This is a genomic window from candidate division WOR-3 bacterium (genome assembly GCA_039801365.1).
Lineage (GTDB): Bacteria > Hydrothermota > Tepidihabitantia > Tepidihabitantales > Tepidihabitantaceae > JBDRUN01.
In genome coordinates this window covers 1-22,018 of record JBDRUN010000014.1, presented here as the reverse complement: position 1 = coordinate 22,018, position 22,018 = coordinate 1, and the positions used below count along the sequence as shown (strand labels likewise).

The following is a 22,018-nucleotide window of genomic DNA, read 5'->3' as shown; positions in this document are numbered from 1 at the left end:
AAGCCCTCTTTCATCATGCTCGCTCCCGATTGAGCACACCAGTTGGTGTCTGGTGCCGGGCGTAAGTATTGGTGACACTCCACCTTCTGTAACTTGGTATCGCAGGTATGAATACGGTTCAGGTTCAGTTGCCCTGTCGTCCCGTCGGAGCAGAGGTCGGATGTCAAGCTCGTCAACGGTCCACAACGAATCGGCAATTGTCTGGTCTGAAAGCACTATGGCCGGAGCCTGGAATCGCTCGGCAAGTTCGAATGCTCGCCTGGTGCAGGACGCAGCCTGACTCGCGTTCCCTGGCGCGAACACGAACCGCGGGAACTCGTCCTGGGAGGCGTTGATTACGAACAGAAGCTCGGCCTGCTCGGTTCGAGTCGGGAAGCCGGTCGCCGGCCCTGGCCGCTGACACAGGATGATGACGATCGGTAGTTCGGCCATTCCTGAGTAACCCAAGGCTTCGACCATTAGCGAAAACCCACCTCCCGAGGTGGCCGTCATCACTCGTGCGCCCGCGTACGAAGCGCCCAACACCATGTTAATGGCGCCGATTTCGTCCTCGGCCTGTTCCAGCACCAGTCCGAATTCCTTCTGCCGGCGGGCGAGGAACTCCATGATTCCGGTCGAAGGCGACATCGGATAACCGGCATAGAACCGGATTCCAGCACTCAGAGCTCCCACTGCGACTGCCTGATTGCCGGTCAGGAGTATGCGCGGTACCGGATGTCCCTTCGGCGGTATCCGACATGGACAGTCCGGCGACACTTGCTCCCTTATTACCTTGAATCCGGCCCGGACGCACCGGCGGTTCTGTTTCACCGTTTCACTTCCCTTACGGCTTAGTTGATTGGACAGGATTTCTTCCAGTTGGGCCGTGTCAAATCCGACCAAAGCGCACATTGCGCCGAGTGCAACAGCTCCGGCCGCTACTCTGTCAGCGCCCTGCTGTTTTGCGATTTCCTGCATTGGCAGGGTTACGACCTGTGCGATATCCGAGGCCCGGACCCTAGGACTTTGGCCTTCCTTCAGTATAACCCCGCCTTTCACCATTTCTCGCTTGTGCTCCTCGACCGAGAAATCATCCAGCGCCAATAGCACGTTTATCTTTCCGCTGATAGCAGATATCGGCTCCTCAGAGACCCTTATCCGCGTGAAATTGTGTCCGCCCCGGATTCGGGACATTACGTCCGGGTATGCGAAAACGTGATACCCGGATCGGGAAAATAGACGTGCCAGCGTTTCGCTGGCAGATCGGACACCTTGTCCGGCTTCGCCGGCGACGACGACAGTGACGTCAACCATTGCTTTATCGTAGGATGAAAACTAACCCGGTCAAGGAATATCCTGTACGGGTCGGTGCCGCGGTATCAGAGACTTAAGGAATGGCCGGCGATAGAGCCCGACGCCGACAACAAACTCCCGGCACCGGATGAGTACGAAACCGTCTTCGGCCGGCGCTACCGTTTCCAATTGCTCGCCACCAATCAACCGTACGGCCTGAGATTCGGTTACGTCAATGCAGTTACGCGTAGCGTACCTGCCGAGGATTTGCATTGCCCATGTGGTTGGCTTCACAGAATGAGGGAACACACGCAGTAGTCTTATGCCCCGACGCATCGGCCTCACTGCATTGAAGGCCATGACTTCGTGGGTGCCGACGAACACCGCACCTGGTCCAGTCGCGGTACCCAGTCGCTGGAATACCACGGCCGGGACCCCGAAACGTTCGCATAATTCTCGCACCGGCCGTGGAGTTGTAGCTGACAGTGCAGAAGGTGACCTGGACCTTGGCTCTTGGGTTCTGCGTTGAGGGATCGAACTTTGATTGGCTATTCCCTCCCGGAATCCGGTCTCATCGGTTGTCCGTCCTTTTCTTATCAGCGCTACGAAGAAAGCCTCGCTGTCATTGTCCTGAGGCAGAATGCGGCGGCAATTGCGTAATGCACCAGGGAAAGTTCTGCCCCGCCATTTCTCAAGAGCTGGTCGCATCGCGAAACCGGGCAGCTCGACCGGCAAAACCTCAGCGTCCGGGAACTTGTCCAGCACGTGCACGACAACTTCCTCGTTCTCCTCCGGTGCAATGGTACAGGTTGAATACACCATTACTCCGCCCGGTTTCAAGCTTCGATAACCAGCAACCGCAAGTCCTTTCTGCAGCCGGCCGAAACGCTCGCATGCCTCGACCGACCAGCGGTCTAGGGCCTGACCTGATCTCCGGATGGTTCCCTCACAGGTGCAGGGCGCGTCAACCAGTACCCGGTCGCATTTACCCGCAAGCCGTCGCGATAGTAACACGCCGTCCATCCGGCAAACGGCAACGTTAAGGCATCCGGCCCGGTCAATGTTACCGAGTAGGCCCCTAATCCGCTGACTTGAGGAATCGTTTGCAATCAGCAGCCCTGTGTTTTGCATCATTGCCGCCATCTGGGTAGTCTTTGAACCCGGTGCTGCTGCCATGTCCAGCACGAGTTCGCCGGGATTCGGGTCAAGCACAAGCGGCGGCACCATCGAAGATGCATCCTGCAGGTAGTAAAGTCCGATGAAATGACCGAGTCTCTTACCCAGTCCGTCAGCTTCCCTGACCTCAAACGCAAGGTCCCACCAGGGCGACTGGTTCGGCGCGAGATCGCCAATCCACTCAAGGACTTCTTCTCGGCTTGCTTTGAGCGTGTTGACCCGCAGTGTTCTTCTGGGCGGGCGGAGCATTGCATCAGAAAAGGCCTCGAAGTCGGGTATGAACTGCTTGTAGCGTTCTACAAATTCTGGTGGTAAAGTTCGTCGCGAGGTATCAGCCATGACTCACATCTTGCTTCCGGCTGCACAACCGCGGAGCTATCGGTTGCAATGGTTCAGACTTGCCGGAATCATTGTATCCAGCGTTCGTCATTGGTCTCCTTTTCCTTGTAGAACAGCTCTATCCGGCGCAAAGCTTCCAACTTCTCCTGGCCGCCTAGCTTCGCCTGTCTGATACTCTTCTCCAGAATCGCGATGGTCTGGTCATACCCGGCCTTGTCAACCGGATATGGATAACCGTCCTTGCCACCGTGTGCGAAGGAGTAGGTCGTCGGGTCGCGGAAGCTCGGCTTTGCGCCGAGAACGATATCAGCAACCAGGGCCAGGGCTCGCACGGTCTTCGGTCCAACTCCAGGCACGAGCAAGAGCTCGGCAAAGTCCCCAGGCTGTTGTTCGTATGTTGCGAGGAGCCTCTTATACAGGTATCGACCTGCCATGTCCGAACCGAGGATTGGGTGGTGTTCGGGCAAGGCGAGATATCTCGCATGGCTCAGTTCCCGACAGACCCTGCTCGGATGCTCGGTTGCGAGCGTGACGGATGCCTGACGGCAGTCCTTGGCTTCCCGAGCAACCATATTCAGCACCTTGTCTGAACGGTCGCCGGCGATGCCTGCGTGGGGCTCATTCACAAAATCGTCCAGGCCGATGGACAGCCAGTGGTAGCGTCTTGCCCATCCCGTATCGGGGTTCATCCCCTGCTGTACCACGGCCCAGGTTCCAATCGTTGTTCCGAAGAACACGTGCTGGTACACCTGGAAACCATCCTGCAATGCGGCTGAATCTACCTTGGCCGTGAGTCGGCTAGCCCGGACCAACCGATCAGCGTCAAGGCCGAAACGGTCGGAGAACTTGCGGATCTCATCAGGAGTGTTACGCGAGACCGCACCTTTGCCGCCGCAGACGTACAGCCCGAGGTTTTCCTCGTCGCCTTTCACGGCTTCCTTCAGGGCTGCGCACACCGTTGTTGTCAGGCCCGAGGAGTGCCAGTCGAAACCGAGTGCGCACCCGAGGCTCTGGAACCAGACCGGGTCTGATATCCGACGCAAGAATTCTTCGCTGCCGTATTCAGCAATGATTAGCTGAGTAATCGCCCGGCCCAACCTTACCATTCGGGAGAAGAGCCACTTCGGTGTCGTACCCCAGTGCAAGGGCAACGTTGCATGGCCGGTTCGCACACACGAATTCTAACCGAAAAGTCGTATTCGTGCCAAGACTGAAAACACTGGCAGTTACAGTAAAGTGTGACTGGGATCACAGGCGGCACAGGTCTCGGTGGCTGCGGCTGGGGTAACAAAGAGTAGGAGAGTAGTTTATGTGCAATGCCGTTTGGTTGGGTTGACAGATGCGAACCTGGCCCATAAGCTGAGATGGGTACCAATGGCTAGAGACCGACCAGCAGTAGCCGAGTTGGATACTGGACGCCGCCGCTGTCCGAGTTCCAGCAAGCGCCCGTCTTACCTGGGGCGTTGTTGTGTCCATGGACTTGGCGTGTTGCTGTCTGTTCTAGCACTGGTTTGGACAGTGCGTTGTTCTGGAGAGCGGCCGCCGGGCAGGCCAGCGGCCGGGGGGCCGACTCAGGGCAGGCCCGGGGATACTTTGTGGTTCTGGGCTACGAGCTTTGATACCGACGGCGGTGACTTGTCGTACCTATTTGACTGGGGCGATGGTTCGAGCCATGAATGGTCTGCAGAACTTGTTGCGGGTGATACGTTCTTTCGGCCTCACATCTATTTGGACAGCGGTTGTTACACGGTGCGTGTGCGTGCACGGGACCGGAGCAGGCTTGAGTCGGACTGGTCCAGTCCGCTGGCGGTTACGGTCGTGATGACCGGGCCCTATGTTACGGCTGCACCCCAAGGTCCGTCCTCGGCATATGTGGATACCGTTTGCTGGTTCAGCGTCGTTCCCGGTCATGTATCCGGGGAAAGCGTAAGCGTTCAGTTCGACTGGGGTGATACGCTGGGTGCGTGGTCAGGCTTCGGGTCCGCGGGTCGAGTCGCAAGCGACAGCCATACATACCGACAGACCAGAACATTTGCAGTCCGGGCCAGGGCCAGGGACAAGAGTGGAAGTATGAGTCTGTGGTCAGAGCCTCTTTCCGTCTCAGTGAGCGGTTGGCCGCTTGAACCGCCGCGTAATCTTGCGCTCAGGGCTACGAGCGGCACGAATGTTCGGCTGCGCTGGACTGCTGGCCACAATCCGGGTTCAGTGTGGTACCGGGTATGGTTTCGACCGATCGGCGGCGTATTCGGGCTGGCAGATTCCACTCAGAAGACAAGCTCTTACCATGATCCGATTGGCCGGACCGGGTTCTACACGGTTTCATCGGTATTCGGCTCTGAGGAGCGGTTCGCGGTTGAAACCCTGAGTACGGTTCCGGTTCTTACACCGACGACACTGCTGTACGAGCTGAACGCTGGTGGAGAATCGGGTTATGGCTGGGATACCATTACTGGAGCCGGTGGTACGTTTTCGATGGCGGACACGACTAATGCCAGAGCGGTTGATTTCTATTTCACCGACTTTGCGCCTGATTGGACTGGACCGAGGTTCTATTTTGCCACACCGCATCTTGGGCCAGATGACCCGGGAGGCGTACCAGCCGGGTCTTGGCGTCGAACCGGCCTTTTGACATTGTTTGGCAGCGTACAGCAGCCCTTGCCCGAGTACGACAGTCTGCTTTACCGGGACACGGTTGACGCGACCGTGATGGAGTCATATATTGCCATGTTCACGCGGGACGGATACTACGCCTTGGTGAAGAACCTCGGCCCGGATCCGGAACGGGGCACCATCCGATGCGTTTCCTGGTTTCAGCGGGTCAAGGGCCTGCGTCTTATTCAACATGACGACTCAGGCGTGTTATGCCCGGAGCCTGAAGGCAGTACCAGAAGTCGAGGTCGGAACCGATGCGAAGCACCGGGTCCAAGGTGAGCGTTTTCGAGGTGTCCTGCTGGCAGCCTCATCGCCTGTGTATTTCGGTCTTTCCTTATCTAATGAGGCCAGGGCGCCTTTCTCTTCTGTTGGTCGGCCTGGCGGTTCTCGGGTGTGAGGAGGAGCCGCCCGTGCCTTGGCATAATCACGCACCGCTCATACCACACGTTTCGGGCCCGAGCGAGACCTGGGTCGGCATACCGACAAGCTTTGATGTGACGGTGTATGACCCGGATGGTCACAGTGTTGCGGTGTTTCTCGCTTGGGGCGATGGCGATACGACACAGTATCCAGATTTTGTTGCTTCTGGCGCCGCGGTTATGTTCGAACACACATGGCGAAGAGCGGATACGTTCGCTGTGACCGCCCGGTGCTACGATATCTACGATCCGAAGGAGCCGCTTTTCTCTGGCTGGTCAAATTCGCTTCAGGTTGTGGTTCGTTCGTCCGGCGTCCGTTGACACCAGGGCCCGAAGGTCTAGTATTGAGAACAAGTGAGATTCGGTTTTCACGTTTCGATTGCCGGCGGTTTCTCTCACGTGCGTGACCGAGCCGTTGGGCTCGGGTGTGAAACAATACAGGTCTTCACCCGGAATCCGCGCGGGTTCAAGGCTGTGCCCGTTGACCCGGATGAGGCCGCGGCTTTCCGCCGCGACATTGCCGAGTCCGGGATTTCGCCGGTGTTTGTACACGCGCCCTATCTTGTGAATCTTGCGGCCGCGGATGCGAGGAGAAGCCGGATGACCGAAGAGATTCTTGTGTCTGACGCGGAGCGCTGCCAGAGGCTAGGTGTGCGGTTCTTGATAGCGCACGTGGGCCGGGCAACCGGTACTGACGAGGGCCTTGCACTTGAAAACGTGGCAAGGAACGTGAACCGGATTCTGGAAGGTTCGCCTGAGTCTGTAACTTTGCTGCTTGAGAACACCGCAGGTATGGGTACCGAGGTCGGTTACACGTTTGAACAGATTGCTGGTGTCCTGGCACGCGTCAAGACCCGTGACCGGGTCGGGGTCGTGTTGGATACCGCGCACATGTTTGAGGCTGGGTATGACCTACGAACGAAAGCGGGGCTGGACAGGACTCTCCGCCAGTTCGACAGGACAGTTGGACTTTCCCGGTTGCACCTCTTGCATCTCAATGATTCGAAGACCAGCCTGGGCTCACGCAAGGACCGGCACTGGCACATCGGCAAGGGCGAAATCGGGTTTGAGGGGTTCAGGCTTATCGTGAATCATCCCTTACTTTCGTACCTACCTGGTATTATGGAGACACCGCGCAAGAACGTGAGGGACGATCTAGAGAACATGAGGGTCATCCGGGGTCTGGTCCGTACAGACGGGCAGCAGTCTGCCGACAACCGACAGCGGACATGAAGGTTAGATTCTGGGGAGGGTGCCGAACCGTAACCGGGTCAAAGCACCTCCTGACCGCAGGCCGACATCAGTTGCTCCTTGAGTGCGGCCTGTTTCAGGGTCATCGCGACCTGGCCGAGCATACCAATCGGCACCTGCCCTTCAAAGCCCGTGAGATCGACGACTGTGTTGTCAGCCATGCACACATTGACCATGTCGGTAATGTGCCGAATCTGGTCAAGCACGGGTTCCGGGGTACGATTCTTGTTACCAACGGTACTCTGGCTCTTGCCCGGGTTCTGCTTCTAGACTCGGCGAGTATCCAGGAGTCCGATATCAGATACCTGAACAAGAAACGGAGGGAGAGGGGAGAGCCGACCAAGGAACCGGTCTATACGGTCGCAGACGCGCAGGAGTCACTTCGCTATTTCCGAGGCACGCGGTATGCCAAGCCTCAAAGGCTCGGGCCGTTTTCGGTGGTGCTGCACGATGCTGGCCACATACTGGGTTCGGCGCTGGTGGATATCGAGGTCGAGGGAAGAAGGTTGCTCTTCACCGGTGATTTGGGTCGGCGGAAGATGCCGATCATCCGTGACCCAGTGCAGGTTGACCAGGCGGATTACCTTATCATGGAGGCGACCTATGGTGACCGGGTACACACTGACTACAGTCAAGTTGCCGACCGGCTTGCCGCAATCGTCAACCGGGTGTATTCAAGAGGTGGCCGGATAATCGTTCCAGCGTTCGCGGTTGAGCGGTCCCAGGAAATCGTCTATACCCTGAACCGGCTGCGCCAGAACTCTATGATTCCTGAAGTACCGGTGTTCGTTGACAGTCCTTTGGCTGCTAGTGTTACCGAAGTTTTCCGTAGCTTCCCGCAGTATTATGACGACGAGGCGATGGCAGTGCTTGCCGGACACGATGAGCCGTTTGACTTTCCAGGTCTTTCCTACGTCGCAAGCGTCGAGGAGTCCAAGGCGTTGAATGACTTTGCCGGACCGTGCATTATTATCTCGGCCTCCGGGATGTGCGAGGCCGGCCGGGTGCTGCATCACTTGAAGCACGCGGTTTCGGATAAGCGTAATCTGGTGCTACTTGTTTCGTTTCAGGCCGATGGCACGCTTGGTCGCCGGATTGCCGAGCGTCAACCGAGAGTGAGAATCTACGGTGAGGAATACGACCTTAGGTGTGAGGTCGAGGTGATGAATGAGTTCAGCGCCCACGCAGACCGTGACGGGCTGTTGGAGTATGTAGCCCGGATGAATCTGCCCCGGCTGAAAAAGGTTTTCCTGGTGCACGCCGAGACCGGCGCAGCCGAAGCAATGCGTCAGGCGCTGGTGGAGCTTGGTGCGAGAGAGGTGATTATTCCAGAAACGGGGGACGAGCATGAGCTTTAGGAAAGAAGCAAGGTCCGAAGTCAGAAGCCATCGCGCAAAGTGTAGAACGCCGGAGCTGGCAGCCGTGAAAATGGGCGACCCACAGCGTGAGCATCTGCGCCCAGTTTTACCCAAGGCTGCGGCCAGACTACTCTTCCCTCTGCTAGCCTTGGTTCTTGCTGGCTGCTGGCTATTTGAAGACAGTTCTCCGCCGGTGTGCCAAATGTTGCAACCAACTGATTCGTCGCTGGTGAGCGGGATTGTGCTGGTGCGGGCCGAGGCTACCGACACGAGCGGTGTGTCAGAGGTAGAGTTCTTTGTTGACGGTTCGAGGATCGGAACAGATGCGACCCGGCCGTATGAGGTTGAATGGGACACGCGGAATCTTGAGAATCAGAGCTGGCATCAGCTATTCTGTCGGGCAGAGGATTTCTCCGGGAACAAAGGCTATAGTGATACCGTAAACGTGCAGGTGTCAGTGGGCAGCGAGCAGGACATTTTTCATGGTCGTTTCAGCCTTCAGTCCGGTTATTACTGGCCGGTACAGTTTTCGGCCGAGCTGGGCGATACAGTTGCCGGTGAGTTCCGGCTTTCGGGTCCGGGCGTGCTTTCCCGTTTCATCTGGCTTGATGCCGGGAATTACCGCGAGTTTCAGGCAGGACGTTCCTACTCGGCAATTCTTGAGGAAGTAAACCGTGCCGAGTTTACAGTGCGGGCCGGGGTGACAAAAAGCGATTCGTTCTATCTTGTGTTTCTGAACACGAGTGGTTCGCAGATAACATGCTGGGTGAGATTTTCCCTGGAGCAGAGGCAATGAGTATCATACTGCTGTTTCTGTGTTTGTGGCCCAGGCCGGAAATGATGCCGGTGGGGCGGGCCGAGGTTACGTTGGTGCCGGTGCTTGAGCGAAGTTTCGAGTCCGGGTCAGAACTGGCTGTGCCGCACGGCCGGAGCGGCAAAAGTGTTCCTGAAGCAGATGCCCGCATTCCCGGTCAGTACGTTGTCGGGTTCATGCCCGGTTATGAGATTGAAGTCCGGGCCGGGCTGGAGCGGGCCGGGGTTGAGGTTGTGCGTCTGGACCAGGGTTGTGGTTTTTTCGTATGTCATACAGCAAACGAGCGGCTTGACCTGCCCGGGGTCAGGGGTGTGCGCTACATTGAGCCGGACGTGAGAATAGAGGCTTCAAGGATTCCAAATGACCCGTTCTTTCTTACCCAGCAGTGGGATAAGTGGGTAATGTACTCAGACAAGGCCTGGGATATTGCAACTGGTGCGACGGGTGTGAAGGTGGCGGTCATTGACAACGGCGTTGAGTACTGGCATCCAGACTTGGCGGCACGGTTCGTACCAGGGCAGTATGGCCGGGATTTTGTCCGGGACGACGATGACCCAAGGCCGGACAATTCCACAATACCTGAGGCGTTTCATGGTACCCATGTTGCTGGCATTATCGCGGCAGTCATGGACAACGGTGTCGGCGTGGCCGGTTGGGCTCAGGTACAGCTGGTTGCGGTGCGGGTGCTGAATGATTCCGGCTCCGGAGACTTGTCAGACCTAGCGTCCGGAATCCGCTGGGCGGTTGACCGCGGGTGCCGGGTGTTGAATATGAGTCTGGGTGCAAATCAGTCAATGACACCGCTTGAGGAGGCATGCCGGTATGCGGCTCAGAACAATGTAGTGCTGTTCGGAGCTGCCGGGAATGCCGGGGCCGGCACGGTGCAGTACCCTGCGGCGCTGCCCGAGTGTGTCTGCGTAGGTGCGCTTGATGAGTATTCCGGTCTTGCCGACTTCTCCAATTACGGGGCTGAGCAGGAGTTGGTCGCGCCGGGGGTGAGTATACTTTCGACCACAGTTGGCGGTTCGTACGCGCTCGCCAGTGGAACGTCAATGGCTTGCCCGGAGGCTACGGGCGTGGCCGCATTGCTGCTGAGTGCAGGCAACAGTCTATCAGCTTCACGGGTACGGGCGATTCTTGCCGCGTCGGCGATTGACAAAGGGCTAGTCGGTCGGGACGAGTATTTTGGCTACGGCCTAGTGAATGCCGCGAGAGCCATGCAACTGGCAGTGCTGCTCGGCCAAGATTCTGGTCGGCGTGTGTCGGTTCAAGTGATTCGTGGGCCGGTGCGGGTTGTGGACGAGGCCGATGAGATGATGCTCTACGACTGCCAGGGCAGGTTTGTAGCCAGGGTCAGTCGTGGACAGGAGACCAGGGTCAACCCGGGTTCCTACTTCGCGCTGCTTCGTGACCGGCGCGGGTTCAGGAAGAGCAAGTTTGTGGTCCTGCACTAGTATTTCTCAGGCTGGGTATGCGCCGAATTGGGCCGTCCACTTGTTGAGAGCAGCGATGCGTCGGGTGTCGTCTTCAGGGAGGACAAGAGGTCTTCCCCTGCAGTCAATGATGACCCCGGCGAGGCCACCTTCGACCTCAGCCTCGTAGTCCCGGCCCGTTCCGGCACCGACATCGTAGCCGCGTTCCGGTCTGATGACCGCCCGCGCCTTTTCACCAACTGCCAGCGGCAGAAGCTTGACATCGCCGAAGTTGACCGTGGCTTCCTGGGTCGAGCCCTTCTTGTCAGTGATACGGACCGAGACGCATCTCGTGCCTTCTCTTCCTGTTCCGACTGGTGCGATGCTCGTGCCGAGGTGAATCAGACAGTCCTTCTCAAACACCTCGTACGCAGCTTCAGGATGAACTTCAGTGAGTACGCCCAAATGCGGCATCATGAAGATCGAGTCAACGGTCAGACGGGTAACGCCTTCAGGCTGGAATGCGTCAAGGAGCATCATCGCAGCCTGGACTCTTCTCGGCGCATGAGACAGGGCACCGCCAGACCCGACGACGAGCTTCAGGTCCATCATGTTGACCAAGGTCTCGCCTGATGCGGTCTGGTCGAAGGCATCCGATATGGTACGCTCCTGCTGCACACCTTTGAGGCCAACGGCCATTGATTTGTGATGCAGGAGTGCTAAGCGTAGGGCCTCACGGGCAATCGCCTGTTCCAATTTTAGTTCTTCGAGGGTGGCCGGGATAGTTGTGGGCCGGATCATCTTGTTGCGGATGCGGTTGCGCACCTCGGCCGCCTCGATATGGAATGGAACCCAGCGCATGATGTTCTTCTCGCCGGCTTCGGCCAGGACGTTGGATATCGAGTAGGACATACCGAGGTTGGCCGATACTGTGCGGTTGAAAACGCCCTGGAACACGCTGAAGATGTCGGTGGTTGCACCGCCGATATCCACGCCCAGAACCGCGATACCCTGGCTCTTGCCAATGTTCTCAATCAGCAGCCCGACTGCACCAGGTGTGGGCATGATGGGTACATCGGTCCATTCCATGAGCTTGCGATAACCGGGCGCGTGAGCCATAACGTGCTCCATGAAAAGGTCGTGAATCTTGTTTCGGGCCGGCTGCAAGTTCTCCCGCTCGAGTACAGGCCGGATGTTCTCGACGACGACCAGGGCCGACTTCTCGCGCAGCGCCTTTAGGACGAGCTCGCGGGCGTCCTTATTGCCGGCGTAGATGACCGGCAGGTTATAGCCAATTCCGAACCTGGGTTTCGGGTCAGCGGCAGCGATCAGTTCGGCCAGTTCGACGATGTGGGATACGGTGCCGCCATCAACGCCACCGGCTAGGAGAATCATGTCCGGTCGTAGTGTGCGAATGCGCTCGATTTTCTCATGCGGGAGCCGGCCGTCGTTGCTCGCAATCACGTCCATGACAATCGCGCCTGCGCCCAATGCGGCGCGGGCCGCACTCTCTGCAGTCATTGTGACGACGACGCCCGCAACCATCATCTGGAGCCCGCCGCCGGCCGAGGAAGTTGAGATGTAAACGTCCGTGCCCCGCTGTGTGGCTTGTCTGGGTTTCAGGATTCGGTCGCCCTCGAGCAGCTTGACGCCGGACAGTTCCTCGACCTCCATGACCGAGTTCAGAACTCCTTTGGTAACGTCCTCAAAAGGCGCCTCGACCGTAGTCGGTGCCTCGCCTCTAGTCTTGAGCCGGTACTCTGAGCCGGTCTTCTCGATGAGAATCGCTTTGGTTGTGGTCGAGCCGCAGTCAGTTGCCAGGATTCTTGTTATCTTTTCCTTTTCCATGAGGTCTTGCATCCTCCAGTAGCTCAATCTTGCGGATCAGGAGCTCAATGTTAGAACGCTCCTCCAGTAGCGCTGCAATCTCATCGTACTGCCGAAACGGGAATACCGCAGTGATGATGGGCTGTAAGAAGACCATCACCTGCGAGCCGACAAATGACACGGGTTTCGATGACTCGAGCATCACGATAGCAACCGGCGTCAACCTGAGGTCAACAATCTTGCGGGCAATGCGGTCCAGAAGTTCCTCACGACGTTCGAGCGGAATGTCAGAGGCGAACATGGGGCGGAAGTTTTTGGAGGTTGAGAGCTCGGGTGGCCAAGAAGCAAGTTGACCAAGCATTCACGTCCATGCTAGACCCCTTGAACTCCGGGTTGCTGCCTTGGGTAGCATACATCCAGTTCACGCGAGGCACGGGCTTCGTCAAGCCGACGTACCGGGGTGCGGGTCGGAGCCTGATGTAGGGCTTGGGGGTTTGTCTTCGCTTCTTCGGCGATGTCGAGCATTGCCCGGATGAAGTCGTCAAGGGACTCGAGCGACTCGGTCTCGGTCGGCTCGATCATCAGGGCCTCGGGTACGATAAGTGGGAAATACACGGTTGGCGCGTGCACACCGTAGTCCAGAAGCCGCTTGGCTACGTCCAAGGTACGGACGCCGTACTGCTTCAGGTTCGAACCAGAGAAAACGACTTCGTGGAGCGGGATTTCGGAATAGGGGAGATGATACTTAGTCCTGAGCTGGGCGCGGATGTAGTTGGCACTAAGCACCGCATTCTCAGCAACGTCCCGCAGACCGTCAGCACCAAGCATCTTTATGTAGGTGTAAGCCCGTACCAACACGGCGAAGTGGCCATGGAACGCCAACACCCGGCCGATGGAGTCGGGGAGGGAGTAGTCAAGGTAGAAGGAGGAAGAACAGGGAGACTGAGTAGCCGATTTTTTCTTCACCAGTGGCACCGGCAGGAAAGGTGCTAGGTTGTTTTTTACCGCGACCGGGCCGGAACCAGGGCCGCCGCCGCCGTGCGGAGTGGAGAATGTCTTGTGCAGATTAATGTGCATTACGTCGAACCCGACGTCTCCGGGTCGGTGAACCCCGAGATAGGCGTTGAGGTTAGCACCGTCAAGATACACCAACGAACCCCGGCGATGCATTATTTCGCAGATTTCCTTCACCTGGGTCTCGAATATGCCCAGGGTGTTGGGGTTGGTGACCATCAAACACGCAACGCAGTCAGAACACTGGCGCTCCAGCTCGGCCAGGTCAATCCGGCCCTGCTCGTTTGACTTGATCTCCACCGATTTGAACCCGGAGAGCGTCACCGAGGCCGGATTCGTACCGTGAGCAGAATCAGGCACAAGAACAAAGGGCCGGCTTTCCCCTTTCTTTTCAAAATACTTCCGAATCATCAGGATGCCGGTAAGTTCACCGTGAGCGCCGGCCGCAGGTTGAAGTGTCACCGCATCGAATCCGGTAATCTCCTTGAGAAACTCGCCTAGCTCGTACATTAGACGCAGCACACCCTGGCAGCCTGATTCGGGAACAAGCGGATGCACTCTGGCAAACCCAGGTAGACGGCAGGCGACCTCGTTTACCTTTGGGTTGTACTTCATCGTGCAGGACCCGAGCGGGTAGAACCCTTTGTCAACATGGTGATTGAGGACCGACAGCCGCGTGAAATGGCGGACGATGTCAATCTCGCTGAGTTCAGGCAGGTCGGGCAGCGGGACGGACCCGTAATCCGGTTCAACTGATGGCACGTCGAGCTGAGGTAGAGACCACGCTCTGCGCCCTGGCCGCGCAAGTTCAAACAGCGTTTTTTCAGTACTCATGGTGACTCAGTCGGCCGAGCAGAAAGGAGCGGACGGCAGGGAACAGCCAAGCAAGTTCTTGTTTGGTGATTTCATGTTCACTTTCGGTGGCATGCGAGAAAACGGGCAAGCGAGCGGTCGTAGGTTTTCTCGACCTCGGCCGGGAAGTAGCAACCGGGCAGCTCACCCTTATCGCGATGGTAGGCAAGACATTCGCAGCACCGGCCCTTACGCGCACACGGCTCATAGGTGCAGGTACAGTACCGGGTGTTATTCCTGATATTGCACTCCATCACCTGCTCCCGAACTCCTGCTTCAAGAATCGGGCATAGGCGTCTAGCTCAGTCCTTGTTCTCTTTTCCGTGACCGCAACAAGGAGCAGGCTCTCCCATTCCCGCCTGAAGCATCCTAGGTCAACGCCGCACAGCAGGCCATGTTTCATCCCCTCCGCGATGATTGCACGGGCCGGAACCGGGGTGCGGACAACGAACTCCTTGAAGTAGGGGTTTCTGTTCCACAGCGTGAATCCCGGTATCTTGGCGATGGCAGAAGCCAGGTACGAAGATTTTGCGTGGCATTGAGTGGCGACTTCCCTGAGGCCGTCCGGGCCCATCCAGCTCAGGTACACGCTGGCAGCCAGCGCGCATAGCGCCTGGTTGGTGCAGATATTAGAGGTAGCCCTTTCCCGGCGGATATGCTGCTCGCGCGTCTGAAGCGCCAGGACATAACCGATGTTACCATCAAGGTCCGTGGTGCGGGCTACCAAGCGGCCGGGCATGGTGCGGACGTATCTGCGCCTAGTGGCCATAAGCCCGAGGTAGGGTCCGCCAAAACTCAGAGGGATGCCTAAACTCTGACCTTCAGCAACTACAATATCAGCGTCATAAGTTCCAGGAGCAGGCAGGATTCCCAGTGAAATCGGATCAACCGCGACAACGAGCAGTGCTCCGGCTGCGTGGGCCAGGCGGCCGATTTCTACCGTCGGCTCGAGACTGCCCAGGAAGTTGGGGTGCTGGACGATGACTGCGGCCACGTCCGAGGATAGCGATTTTTCGAGGCTGGCCAAGTCTGATGAGTCATTGACGAGCGCGACTGTTTCTACTGGGATGCTGAGTCCCTGGGCATACGTCTGCACCACCTGAACATAGCGGGGGTTCACCCCGCCTGAGAGCAACACCCGAGACCGGTGGGTAATGTCGCGGGCCATGTGCGTTGCCTCGGCCAGGGCTGAGGCACAGTCATACATCGAGGCGTTGGCAACTTCCATGTCAAACAGTCGACAGATCAGGGACTGAAACTCGTAGATTGACTGCAATGTCCCCTGACTTACTTCAGCCTGATACGGAGTATAGGCGGTGTAAAACTCGGACCGGCTGATTATGGCATCCACCACTGCCGGGATGAAGTGGTCGTAGGCTCCGCAGCCGGCAAAACAGATTAGGTCTTGGTTTGCCTCAGCCAGTTGACCAAGCTCAGCCAGGACTTCGAGTTCCGAGACAGGAGCTGGTAACTCGAGTCTGCGCTTGAGCCGGATGTCTTTCGGGATGCCGGCGAACAGCTCGTCAACTGTCCTTACGCCGATGCGTTCGAGCATTAGCCTACGGTCTTCGTCGGTGTGAGGGGTGAAACACACGGTCGCTGTCCTCAGTGCCTTAGCGCTTCCTGCCGTTAGGTTGACCGGTCATCGGGGGTTTGCAGCTAGTGGTGTTCGGACTTCCTGACGAGTTCGGTGTACGCGGTCGAGTCGAGCAGTCCCTTGAGTTCGTCCGGGTTGGAGAGTCTGAGTTTGGCCATCCATCCGGCTCCGTACGGGTCCTTGTTGACCAAGTCTGGAGCGTCCTTCAGCGACTCGTTGGCTTCGATTACCTCGCCTGAGACTGGTGCGTACAGGTCGGCAACTGCCTTCACCGCCTCGATCGTACCCATCGGTTCGTCCCGTTTGACCTGCCTGCCTACGGTGTTGATTTCCACATAGACAATGTCCGAGAGCTCACGCTGGGCAAAGTCGGTGATGCCGGTAGTTACGACGTCGCCATCGATTCTCACCCACTCGTGTGTCTTTGTGTATTTCAAGTCTCCGGGTATGTTCGCCATTCTCTCTCCTATTGTTTTCTGGAGCCGTGCTTATAGAACGGGGGCTTTACTATTCTGGCTCCTGCTCTTCGACCACGGATGTCAATTTCTAGCTCGGTGCCGGTGCCGGCCAAGTCCCGGCGGACATAACCGAGTGCAATTCCCCTATCTAGCGATGGCGACCTGGTGCCACTGGTAACGTGCCCTACTTCCACGTCCTTCGACAGGATAGAATAGCGCGGTCTGGGGATGGAGTTGTCGAGCATCTCAAGGCACACGAGACGGCGCGTCGGCTTTTCCTCGTGTACTCGGCGGAGCACGTCCTGGCCAATGAAGCCGCCAGGTTTGTCCAGTTTGACCACCCAACCCAGTCCAGCTTCAATCGGGTTGGTGGTCTGGTCAATGTCATTTCCATAGAGAGCCATTTTCATCTCAAGTCGCAAGGTGTCGCGCGCACCCAGGCCGATTGGCTCAATCTCAAACTCACGACCGGCGTCAAAGATGGCGTCCCATACTGTGCTGGCGTATTTGGCCGGAAAGTACAGCTCAAAACCATCCTCGCCGGTATAGCCGGTGCGGGAAACAAGCATTTCGACGCCGGCCAGCTCAGTCCGCGCCGCCCGGTAGAATCCGATGGTGGAGAGGTCGGTTGAGCATATCTTCTGTAACGTTGGCTCAGCCTTAGGTCCCTGGACTGCCAGCTGGGCAATTTGGTCGGTCAAGTTCTCGAACTGAGCATCTCCGGACAAATGTTGCCTGAGCCAGGCAGTGTCCTTTTCGTTGTTGGCTCCGTTAACAACGAGCAGATAATGGTCGGGAAGCCGATATATGACCAGGTCGTCCACAATACCGCCGTGAGGGTAGCACATGACTGAGTACTGGGCCTGATTTACCGCGAGCGTTGAGACATCGTTTGTCGTCAGGTAGTTGATGAAGTTCAGTGCTCCATTGCCACGGACCACGATACGACCCATATGAGACACGTCGAATACGCCGACTGCGGTCCTTACCTTCTTGTGCTCCGGGATAATTCCCCGGAACATGACCGGCAGGTCGTATCCGGCAAAGTTGACCATCCGGCCGCCCGCGGCCAGGTGCTTACCGTGGAATGGTGTTGTCTTGAGCATGGAAGCCAATATTATCGGCGTGTCTCAGATAGTCAAGGGTACGATTTTCCCTGTGCCATTATGACATTATCCTTGTGGTTTCACAGATTCGGACGCCGGGGTTGACTTACGAGGTGCGGCTCATATACTGACGCACCGCATAAGATAAGAAAGGAGCATCGGTGAATATCAGTCCCGTATTTTGGATTGCACCCGGCGGCGCAGTTGTGGCGCTCCTGTTCGCATTGTACCTGGCCTTGAGAAACCTCAGTATGAGCGAGGGTACCGAGCCAATGAAGGAGGTGGCTAGGGCGGTGCGAATCGGCGCAACAGCATACCTGAAGCAGCAGTACAAGGGCGTCGGCTTGTTCTTCGGAGTGGTCTTTGTGCTACTCTGCATTCTGGCGGTGCTCCGCCTTCAGTCGTGGTTTGTGCCATTTGCGTTCTTGACCGGCGGATTTTTCTCCGGCCTCTCGGGCTTCATCGGAATGTCTATTGGTACGCGCTCCAGCGCCCGGACCACCGAGGCGGCCAAAGTTAGTCTGAACTCCGGTCTGCGGGTGGCGTTCAATTCCGGGATGGTGATGGGCCTGACAGTGGTCGGGCTGGGTCTTGTGGACCTTTCTATCTGGTACTTGGTACTGAACGCGGTTTACGCACACCTGCCGGTGGTGGAGAAGCTGACGGTCATTACCTCGACGATGATTGCATTTGGCATCGGCGCTTCGTCGCAGGCGCTGTTCGCCCGTGTTGGCGGTGGCATTTTTACCAAAGCCGCTGACGTGGGAGCCGACCTGGTCGGCAAGATTGAGGCTGGTATTCCTGAGGATGACCCGCGCAATCCTGCAGTCATTGCGGACAATGTTGGCGACTGCGTCGGTGACATTGCGGGGATGGGAGCGGACCTGTACGAGTCCTATGTTGATTCCATAGTTGCTTCGATGGCGCTGTCGGTCGTCGCCTTCGCTGCCATCGGCGGAACCGCAAGTGTCAACGGCGTGCTGCTGCCGATGGTGCTGGCCGGAGCAGGCATACTGTCCTCCATTGCCGGCAGCTTCCTGGTGCGCGCGGGAGAAAAGGCCGAGCAGTCAGTTTTGTTGCGTGCCCTACGCTCAGGCGTGTGGGGTGCCACAGTCCTTGCGGCCGTACTAGGATTTCTTGCCGTACGGTGGCTTCTGCCTGAGCATCTTGGTGTCTATTGGGCGATTCTGTCCGGGCTTCTCGCCGGTGTCGTCATCGGTTACTTCACCGAGCGGTTCACATCTGATTCGTACCGACCAGTGCAGGGTATCTCAAGCGAGGCAAGGACATCTTCTGCGACCGTTCTGCTCGAAGGGCTGGCCGTAGGTATGAACTCGACTCTGCCGATTGTCGTCACGGTGGCGGTTGCAATAATCACCAGCTACTACATGGCTGGCGGTGCGTCGAACCCGGGGCTTGGTCTCTATGGTATCGGTATCTCTGCGGTTAGTATGCTCTCAACACTCGGTATCACGCTTGCAACCGATGCTTATGGCCCGGTTGCTGACAACGCTGGTGGTAATGCCCAGATGACCGCGCAGGAGCCAATCGTGCGAGAGCGGACCGACGCCCTGGATGCCTTAGGTAACACCACTGCTGCGACCGGCAAGGGGTTTGCCATCGGGTCAGCGGCCCTGACCGCGCTGGCGTTGATCGCTGCCTACCGTGGAGAAATCGTTGTCAAGGCTCCAGAGATTCTCGGTGCGGCGGCAAGTGAGTACGTCAGCAGACTTGAATTCACTCTGCTCAATCCACGACTCATCGCCGGGCTATTTCTGGGTGCGATGCTGCCGATGGGGGTGAGTTCAATGATCCTCCGAGCGGTGGGTAGAACTGCTTCAAAGATTGCCGAGGAGGTGAGACGGCAGTTCCGGGAGATTGCCGGCTTGATGGAAGGTAAGGCGAAACCTGACTACGCCAGGGCGGTGACTATCTGCACCAAGGCCGCTCAGAAAGAGATGGTTGCGCCGACGCTTCTCGCAATTGTCGGACCGATTGTAGTCGGCGTGCTACTGGGTGCCGAAGGCGTGGCTGGTTTCCTGGCCGGTGGCCTCGCGGCCGGCTTCTGTCTGGCGATATTCTCGGCGAATGCGGGTGGAGCATGGGACAACGCGAAGAAGTACATCGAGAAAGGAATGTTCGGTGGCAAGGGTTCTCCGGCCCACCATGCGGCAGTCGTCGGAGACACGGTTGGCGATGCGTTCAAGGATGCGTCCGGACCGTCTCTGAACATACTCTTGAAACTTCAGTCGATGGTCTCAATTGTGGTGCTGGGGTTGGTACTCAAGGTGTCGTCCTACCTGCCGTGGCTGAAATAGGGAATGAATTAGGTTCTACGGGGATGAGAGGGTCGATGCAATCTCGCAGTCCTGGGTGACACGCAGGACTTCCTCGACAGTTGTGAGACCCGATTGGGCCTTAGCCAGCGCATCTTCACGCAGCGTTCTCATACCTTGCTTGACAGCCTGCTCCCGGATTTCCTCGGCCGACTGACGGGTCATGATCATCTGCCGGATGGCTGGGTTCATGGTCAACAGTTCGAATATGCCAAGCCGCCCTCGGTAGCCGCGGCCAGAGCACGCAGAACAACCGCGGCCGCGCACAAGCCGAACCTCGGGATTGAGCCGAAGCCGGGTAGTAAGCTCGACGGCGGGCCGATACTCCTCGCGACACTGCTGACAGACGCGGCGACACAGCCGCTGAGCGAGCACGGCAAGGATGCTTGAAGAAACAAGGAAAGGTTCGAGGTTCATGTCTAGGAGCCGGGTTAGGGTCGAGGCGGCGTCATTGGTGTGCAATGTGGAAAGCACGAGGTGACCGGTGAGTGCGGACTGGAATGCGATTTCCGCAGTTTCGGCATCGCGAATCTCACCCACCAGGATGACGTCGGGATCCTGACGCAGTATTGAACGCAGCCCGGACGCGAATGTCACGCCGGCCTTCGGACTCACCTGGCACTGTCTTATCCGGGGGAGCCGGTACTCTACCGGATCTTCAAGTGTGATGATGTTCCGCTCTTCGCTGTTCAGCTCGGTCAGCATCGAGTACAGAGTTGTCGTCTTACCTGAGCCGGTTGGGCCGGTCACGAGAATGATGCCATGTGGTTGGCGAAGAACCCTCTCGAAGCGTGACGCCGTAGCTTCGTCCAGACCCAGCTCGGTCAGACGTAGCGTACTCGCCGACTTATCGAGCAGCCGCATGACGATGTTCTCACCCCAGATGGTCGGGAAGGTAGAGACTCTCACGTCGAGCTCGCGGGAGGCAACGCGGAAATCGAATCGCCCATCCTGGGGCCGCCGTCTGTCCGAAATATCCATGCCAGCGAGTATCTTCACCCGTGAGACTACAGCGGCGTGGAGCCGAGTGGGAAATCGTCCGGTTTCGCGCAGTAGGCCGTCGACGCGGCTGCGAACGCGAAGTTCGTGCTCATTCGGTTCGATGTGCACGTCCGAGGCTCGTTCAGCAACTGCCTGCTCTAGTAAAGAGTTGACGAAGCGCACAACCGGAGCCTCGCTGGCTAGGTCTTCCAGGCAGCGGCGGGTCTGTTCGGCCTCGATAAATCGCAAGGCTACGTCGGCCTCGCAGACTACCGCAGCCGCGTCCAATGCAGAGCTCGGCTCCGGCTGGTAGCGTTGACTAATGACGGTGCGAATTGCCTCAGGGTCGGCGACGACTGGGCTGATCTCCATGTTAACAGTTCGGTGTAACTCGTCGAGTGCAGCGATGTCATCCGGCCGAGCGGTTGCGATCGAGAGGCGGTCGTTGACACGAAAGAGAGGGACGAATTGATGCTTGCGGCATAGCTCCGCCGATATCATTGCCAGCACTTCAGCATCGAACCGGTAGCTATTCAGATCAACGTAGGGTAGGTTCAATTCCTCGGCCAGCATCTCGTAGAGCCGGGACCGGGAAAGAATGCCACGGCGTACGACAACGTCCTCAAGGTCTGACTCACTTTTTGCCGCCTCGTGACCTAGACTGGCGATTTCAGACTCTTCCAATCCGACCCGGTCACGAAGCAACTTGCGGAGCCGGTATTCGTTCATCGCCATTGATGGTGGGACGAGACTCGGCGCCGTCCGCGTCTGCCCGATTTCGGTTGAGGAGACTTGCAACGTAGCCCAGCAATTCTTCGGGTCGGAACGGCTTGGTTAGATAGGCATCGGCACCAAGAGCCGCGGCATTCTGTTGATCGGCCGGCTTATTTCGTGCACTGAGGATTATGACCGGTATGTCGGCGAAACGCTGGTCGCGCTTCAGCATAGCACAGACCGAGAAACCATCGGCACCTGGCAGCATGAGGTCTAGTATGACTAGGTCAGGACGTTGGCTGCGCACGCGGGCGAGCGCCTCGAGTCCGTTGCGCGCTACCTCGACTGCGTAACCGGCGGCCTGCAGCCGAGCGCAGAGCACAGCACGGATGTCGGGTTCGTCGTCCACTACCAGAATGCGCGCCATGGGACTCAGGCTC

General features: G+C 57.8%; 19 protein-coding genes. 7 read left to right on the top strand and 12 right to left on the bottom strand.

The genetic code is table 11. The features are described from left to right. The 3 genes from ABIL25_03455 to ABIL25_03445 form a co-directional block, all read right to left on the bottom strand. Positions 1–1,293, bottom strand: a 1,293-nt coding sequence (locus ABIL25_03455) for a 2-oxoacid:acceptor oxidoreductase subunit alpha (GenBank protein ID MEO0081336.1), incomplete at its 3' end; no start/stop codon positions are given. A gap of 30 nt (positions 1,294–1,323) precedes the next feature. Beyond that, entirely contained in the window at positions 1,324–2,787 is a 1,464-nt protein-coding gene (locus tag ABIL25_03450; GenBank protein MEO0081335.1) for an RsmB/NOP family class I SAM-dependent RNA methyltransferase, read from the bottom strand. 68 nt (positions 2,788–2,855) lie between these two features. Next, positions 2,856–3,959 (bottom strand): DUF763 domain-containing protein, encoded by a 1,104-nt coding sequence (locus tag ABIL25_03445; GenBank protein MEO0081334.1) that lies wholly within the window; start codon positions 3,957–3,959, stop codon positions 2,856–2,858. 346 nt (positions 3,960–4,305) lie between these two features. On the opposite strand from ABIL25_03445, the gene ABIL25_03440 reads away from it, so the two are divergent. The 6 genes from ABIL25_03440 (at position 4,306) to ABIL25_03415 (ending at position 10,735) form a co-directional block, all read left to right on the top strand. After that, a complete protein-coding gene (locus ABIL25_03440; protein ID MEO0081333.1) occupies positions 4,306–5,718 on the top strand; it encodes a hypothetical protein in 1,413 nt (470 codons plus the stop codon). A gap of 131 nt (positions 5,719–5,849) precedes the next feature. Continuing rightward, positions 5,850–6,179 (top strand): hypothetical protein, encoded by a 330-nt coding sequence (locus ABIL25_03435; protein ID MEO0081332.1) that lies wholly within the window; start codon positions 5,850–5,852, stop codon positions 6,177–6,179. 33 nt (positions 6,180–6,212) lie between these two features. After that, positions 6,213–7,091: a deoxyribonuclease IV gene (locus ABIL25_03430; GenBank protein ID MEO0081331.1), complete on the top strand. Its 879-nt coding sequence runs from the start codon at positions 6,213–6,215 to the stop codon at positions 7,089–7,091. Then, positions 7,088–8,467 carry an MBL fold metallo-hydrolase gene (locus ABIL25_03425; protein MEO0081330.1) on the top strand — a complete coding sequence of 460 codons (1,380 nt, stop codon included), beginning with the start codon at positions 7,088–7,090 and terminating at the stop codon, positions 8,465–8,467. Before ABIL25_03430 ends, ABIL25_03425 begins: the two co-directional genes overlap by 4 nt. Before the next feature lie 202 nt (positions 8,468–8,669). Next, a complete protein-coding gene (locus ABIL25_03420) occupies positions 8,670–9,263 on the top strand; it encodes an Ig-like domain-containing protein (protein MEO0081329.1) in 594 nt (197 codons plus the stop codon). Beyond that, the gene (locus ABIL25_03415; protein MEO0081328.1) at positions 9,260–10,735 is read left to right on the top strand and encodes a S8 family serine peptidase; all 1,476 of its coding nucleotides are present in this window, start codon (positions 9,260–9,262) and stop codon (positions 10,733–10,735) included. The genes ABIL25_03420 and ABIL25_03415 overlap by 4 nt, the downstream gene beginning before the upstream one ends. A 6-nt stretch (positions 10,736–10,741) precedes the next feature. On the opposite strand, the gene ABIL25_03410 is transcribed toward ABIL25_03415, so the two are convergent. The 7 genes from ABIL25_03410 to gcvT all read right to left on the bottom strand — a co-directional run bounded on the left by ABIL25_03410 (position 10,742) and on the right by gcvT (position 17,547). After that, the gene (locus ABIL25_03410; protein MEO0081327.1) at positions 10,742–12,541 is read right to left on the bottom strand and encodes a glutamate mutase L; all 1,800 of its coding nucleotides are present in this window, start codon (positions 12,539–12,541) and stop codon (positions 10,742–10,744) included. Beyond that, a complete protein-coding gene (locus ABIL25_03405; GenBank protein MEO0081326.1) occupies positions 12,504–12,821 on the bottom strand; it encodes a hypothetical protein in 318 nt (105 codons plus the stop codon). Before ABIL25_03405 ends, ABIL25_03410 begins: the two co-directional genes overlap by 38 nt. A 71-nt stretch (positions 12,822–12,892) precedes the next feature. Further along, positions 12,893–14,368, bottom strand: a complete 1,476-nt coding sequence (gene gcvPB, locus ABIL25_03400; protein MEO0081325.1) for an aminomethyl-transferring glycine dehydrogenase subunit GcvPB — start codon at positions 14,366–14,368, stop codon at positions 12,893–12,895. A gap of 77 nt (positions 14,369–14,445) precedes the next feature. Continuing rightward, positions 14,446–14,640, bottom strand: coding sequence for a DUF6485 family protein (locus tag ABIL25_03395; GenBank protein MEO0081324.1), 195 nt, complete (start codon positions 14,638–14,640; stop codon positions 14,446–14,448). Beyond that, complete coding sequence (gene gcvPA / locus ABIL25_03390) at positions 14,640–15,980, bottom strand: aminomethyl-transferring glycine dehydrogenase subunit GcvPA (protein MEO0081323.1); 1,341 nt, start codon at positions 15,978–15,980, stop codon at positions 14,640–14,642. The genes ABIL25_03395 and gcvPA overlap by 1 nt, the downstream gene beginning before the upstream one ends. A 65-nt stretch (positions 15,981–16,045) precedes the next feature. Beyond that, on the bottom strand, positions 16,046–16,441 hold the full coding sequence (gene gcvH, locus ABIL25_03385; protein MEO0081322.1) for a glycine cleavage system protein GcvH: 396 nt from the start codon (positions 16,439–16,441) through the stop codon (positions 16,046–16,048). Positions 16,442–16,449: 8 nt separating this feature from the next. Continuing rightward, positions 16,450–17,547 carry a glycine cleavage system aminomethyltransferase GcvT gene (gcvT, locus tag ABIL25_03380; protein ID MEO0081321.1) on the bottom strand — a complete coding sequence of 366 codons (1,098 nt, stop codon included), beginning with the start codon at positions 17,545–17,547 and terminating at the stop codon, positions 16,450–16,452. A gap of 167 nt (positions 17,548–17,714) precedes the next feature. On the opposite strand from gcvT, the gene ABIL25_03375 reads away from it, so the two are divergent. Continuing rightward, positions 17,715–19,865, top strand: a complete 2,151-nt coding sequence (locus ABIL25_03375; protein MEO0081320.1) for a sodium-translocating pyrophosphatase — start codon at positions 17,715–17,717, stop codon at positions 19,863–19,865. Positions 19,866–19,880: 15 nt separating this feature from the next. Here ABIL25_03375 and ABIL25_03370 read toward each other — a convergent pair whose 3' ends face one another. Together ABIL25_03370 and ABIL25_03365 are read right to left on the bottom strand one after the other, a co-directional pair. Next, entirely contained in the window at positions 19,881–21,599 is a 1,719-nt protein-coding gene (locus tag ABIL25_03370) for a GspE/PulE family protein (GenBank protein ID MEO0081319.1), read from the bottom strand. Then, on the bottom strand, positions 21,559–22,018 hold a 460-nt coding region (locus ABIL25_03365), incomplete at its 5' end, for a response regulator (protein MEO0081318.1). The genes ABIL25_03365 and ABIL25_03370, both read right to left, overlap by 41 nt.

What these genes read in the sequence shown, in the direction of transcription:
- ABIL25_03450 (MEO0081335.1), bottom strand. Translation starts at nt 2,787, where the DNA reads ATGGCTGATACCTCGCGACGAACTTTACCACCAGAATTTGTAGAACGC.
- ABIL25_03425 (MEO0081330.1), top strand. Translation starts at nt 7,088, where the DNA reads ATGAAGGTTAGATTCTGGGGAGGGTGCCGAACCGTAACCGGGTCAAAG.
- ABIL25_03420 (MEO0081329.1), top strand. Translation starts at nt 8,670, where the DNA reads ATGTTGCAACCAACTGATTCGTCGCTGGTGAGCGGGATTGTGCTGGTG.
- ABIL25_03415 (MEO0081328.1), top strand. Translation starts at nt 9,260, where the DNA reads ATGAGTATCATACTGCTGTTTCTGTGTTTGTGGCCCAGGCCGGAAATG.
- ABIL25_03410 (MEO0081327.1), bottom strand. Translation starts at nt 12,541, where the DNA reads ATGGAAAAGGAAAAGATAACAAGAATCCTGGCAACTGACTGCGGCTCG.
- ABIL25_03405 (MEO0081326.1), bottom strand. Translation starts at nt 12,821, where the DNA reads ATGTTCGCCTCTGACATTCCGCTCGAACGTCGTGAGGAACTTCTGGAC.
- gcvPB (MEO0081325.1), bottom strand. Translation starts at nt 14,368, where the DNA reads ATGAGTACTGAAAAAACGCTGTTTGAACTTGCGCGGCCAGGGCGCAGA.
- ABIL25_03395 (MEO0081324.1), bottom strand. Translation starts at nt 14,640, where the DNA reads ATGGAGTGCAATATCAGGAATAACACCCGGTACTGTACCTGCACCTAT.
- gcvH (MEO0081322.1), bottom strand. Translation starts at nt 16,441, where the DNA reads ATGGCGAACATACCCGGAGACTTGAAATACACAAAGACACACGAGTGG.
- gcvT (MEO0081321.1), bottom strand. Translation starts at nt 17,547, where the DNA reads ATGCTCAAGACAACACCATTCCACGGTAAGCACCTGGCCGCGGGCGGC.
- ABIL25_03370 (MEO0081319.1), bottom strand. Translation starts at nt 21,599, where the DNA reads ATGGCGATGAACGAATACCGGCTCCGCAAGTTGCTTCGTGACCGGGTC.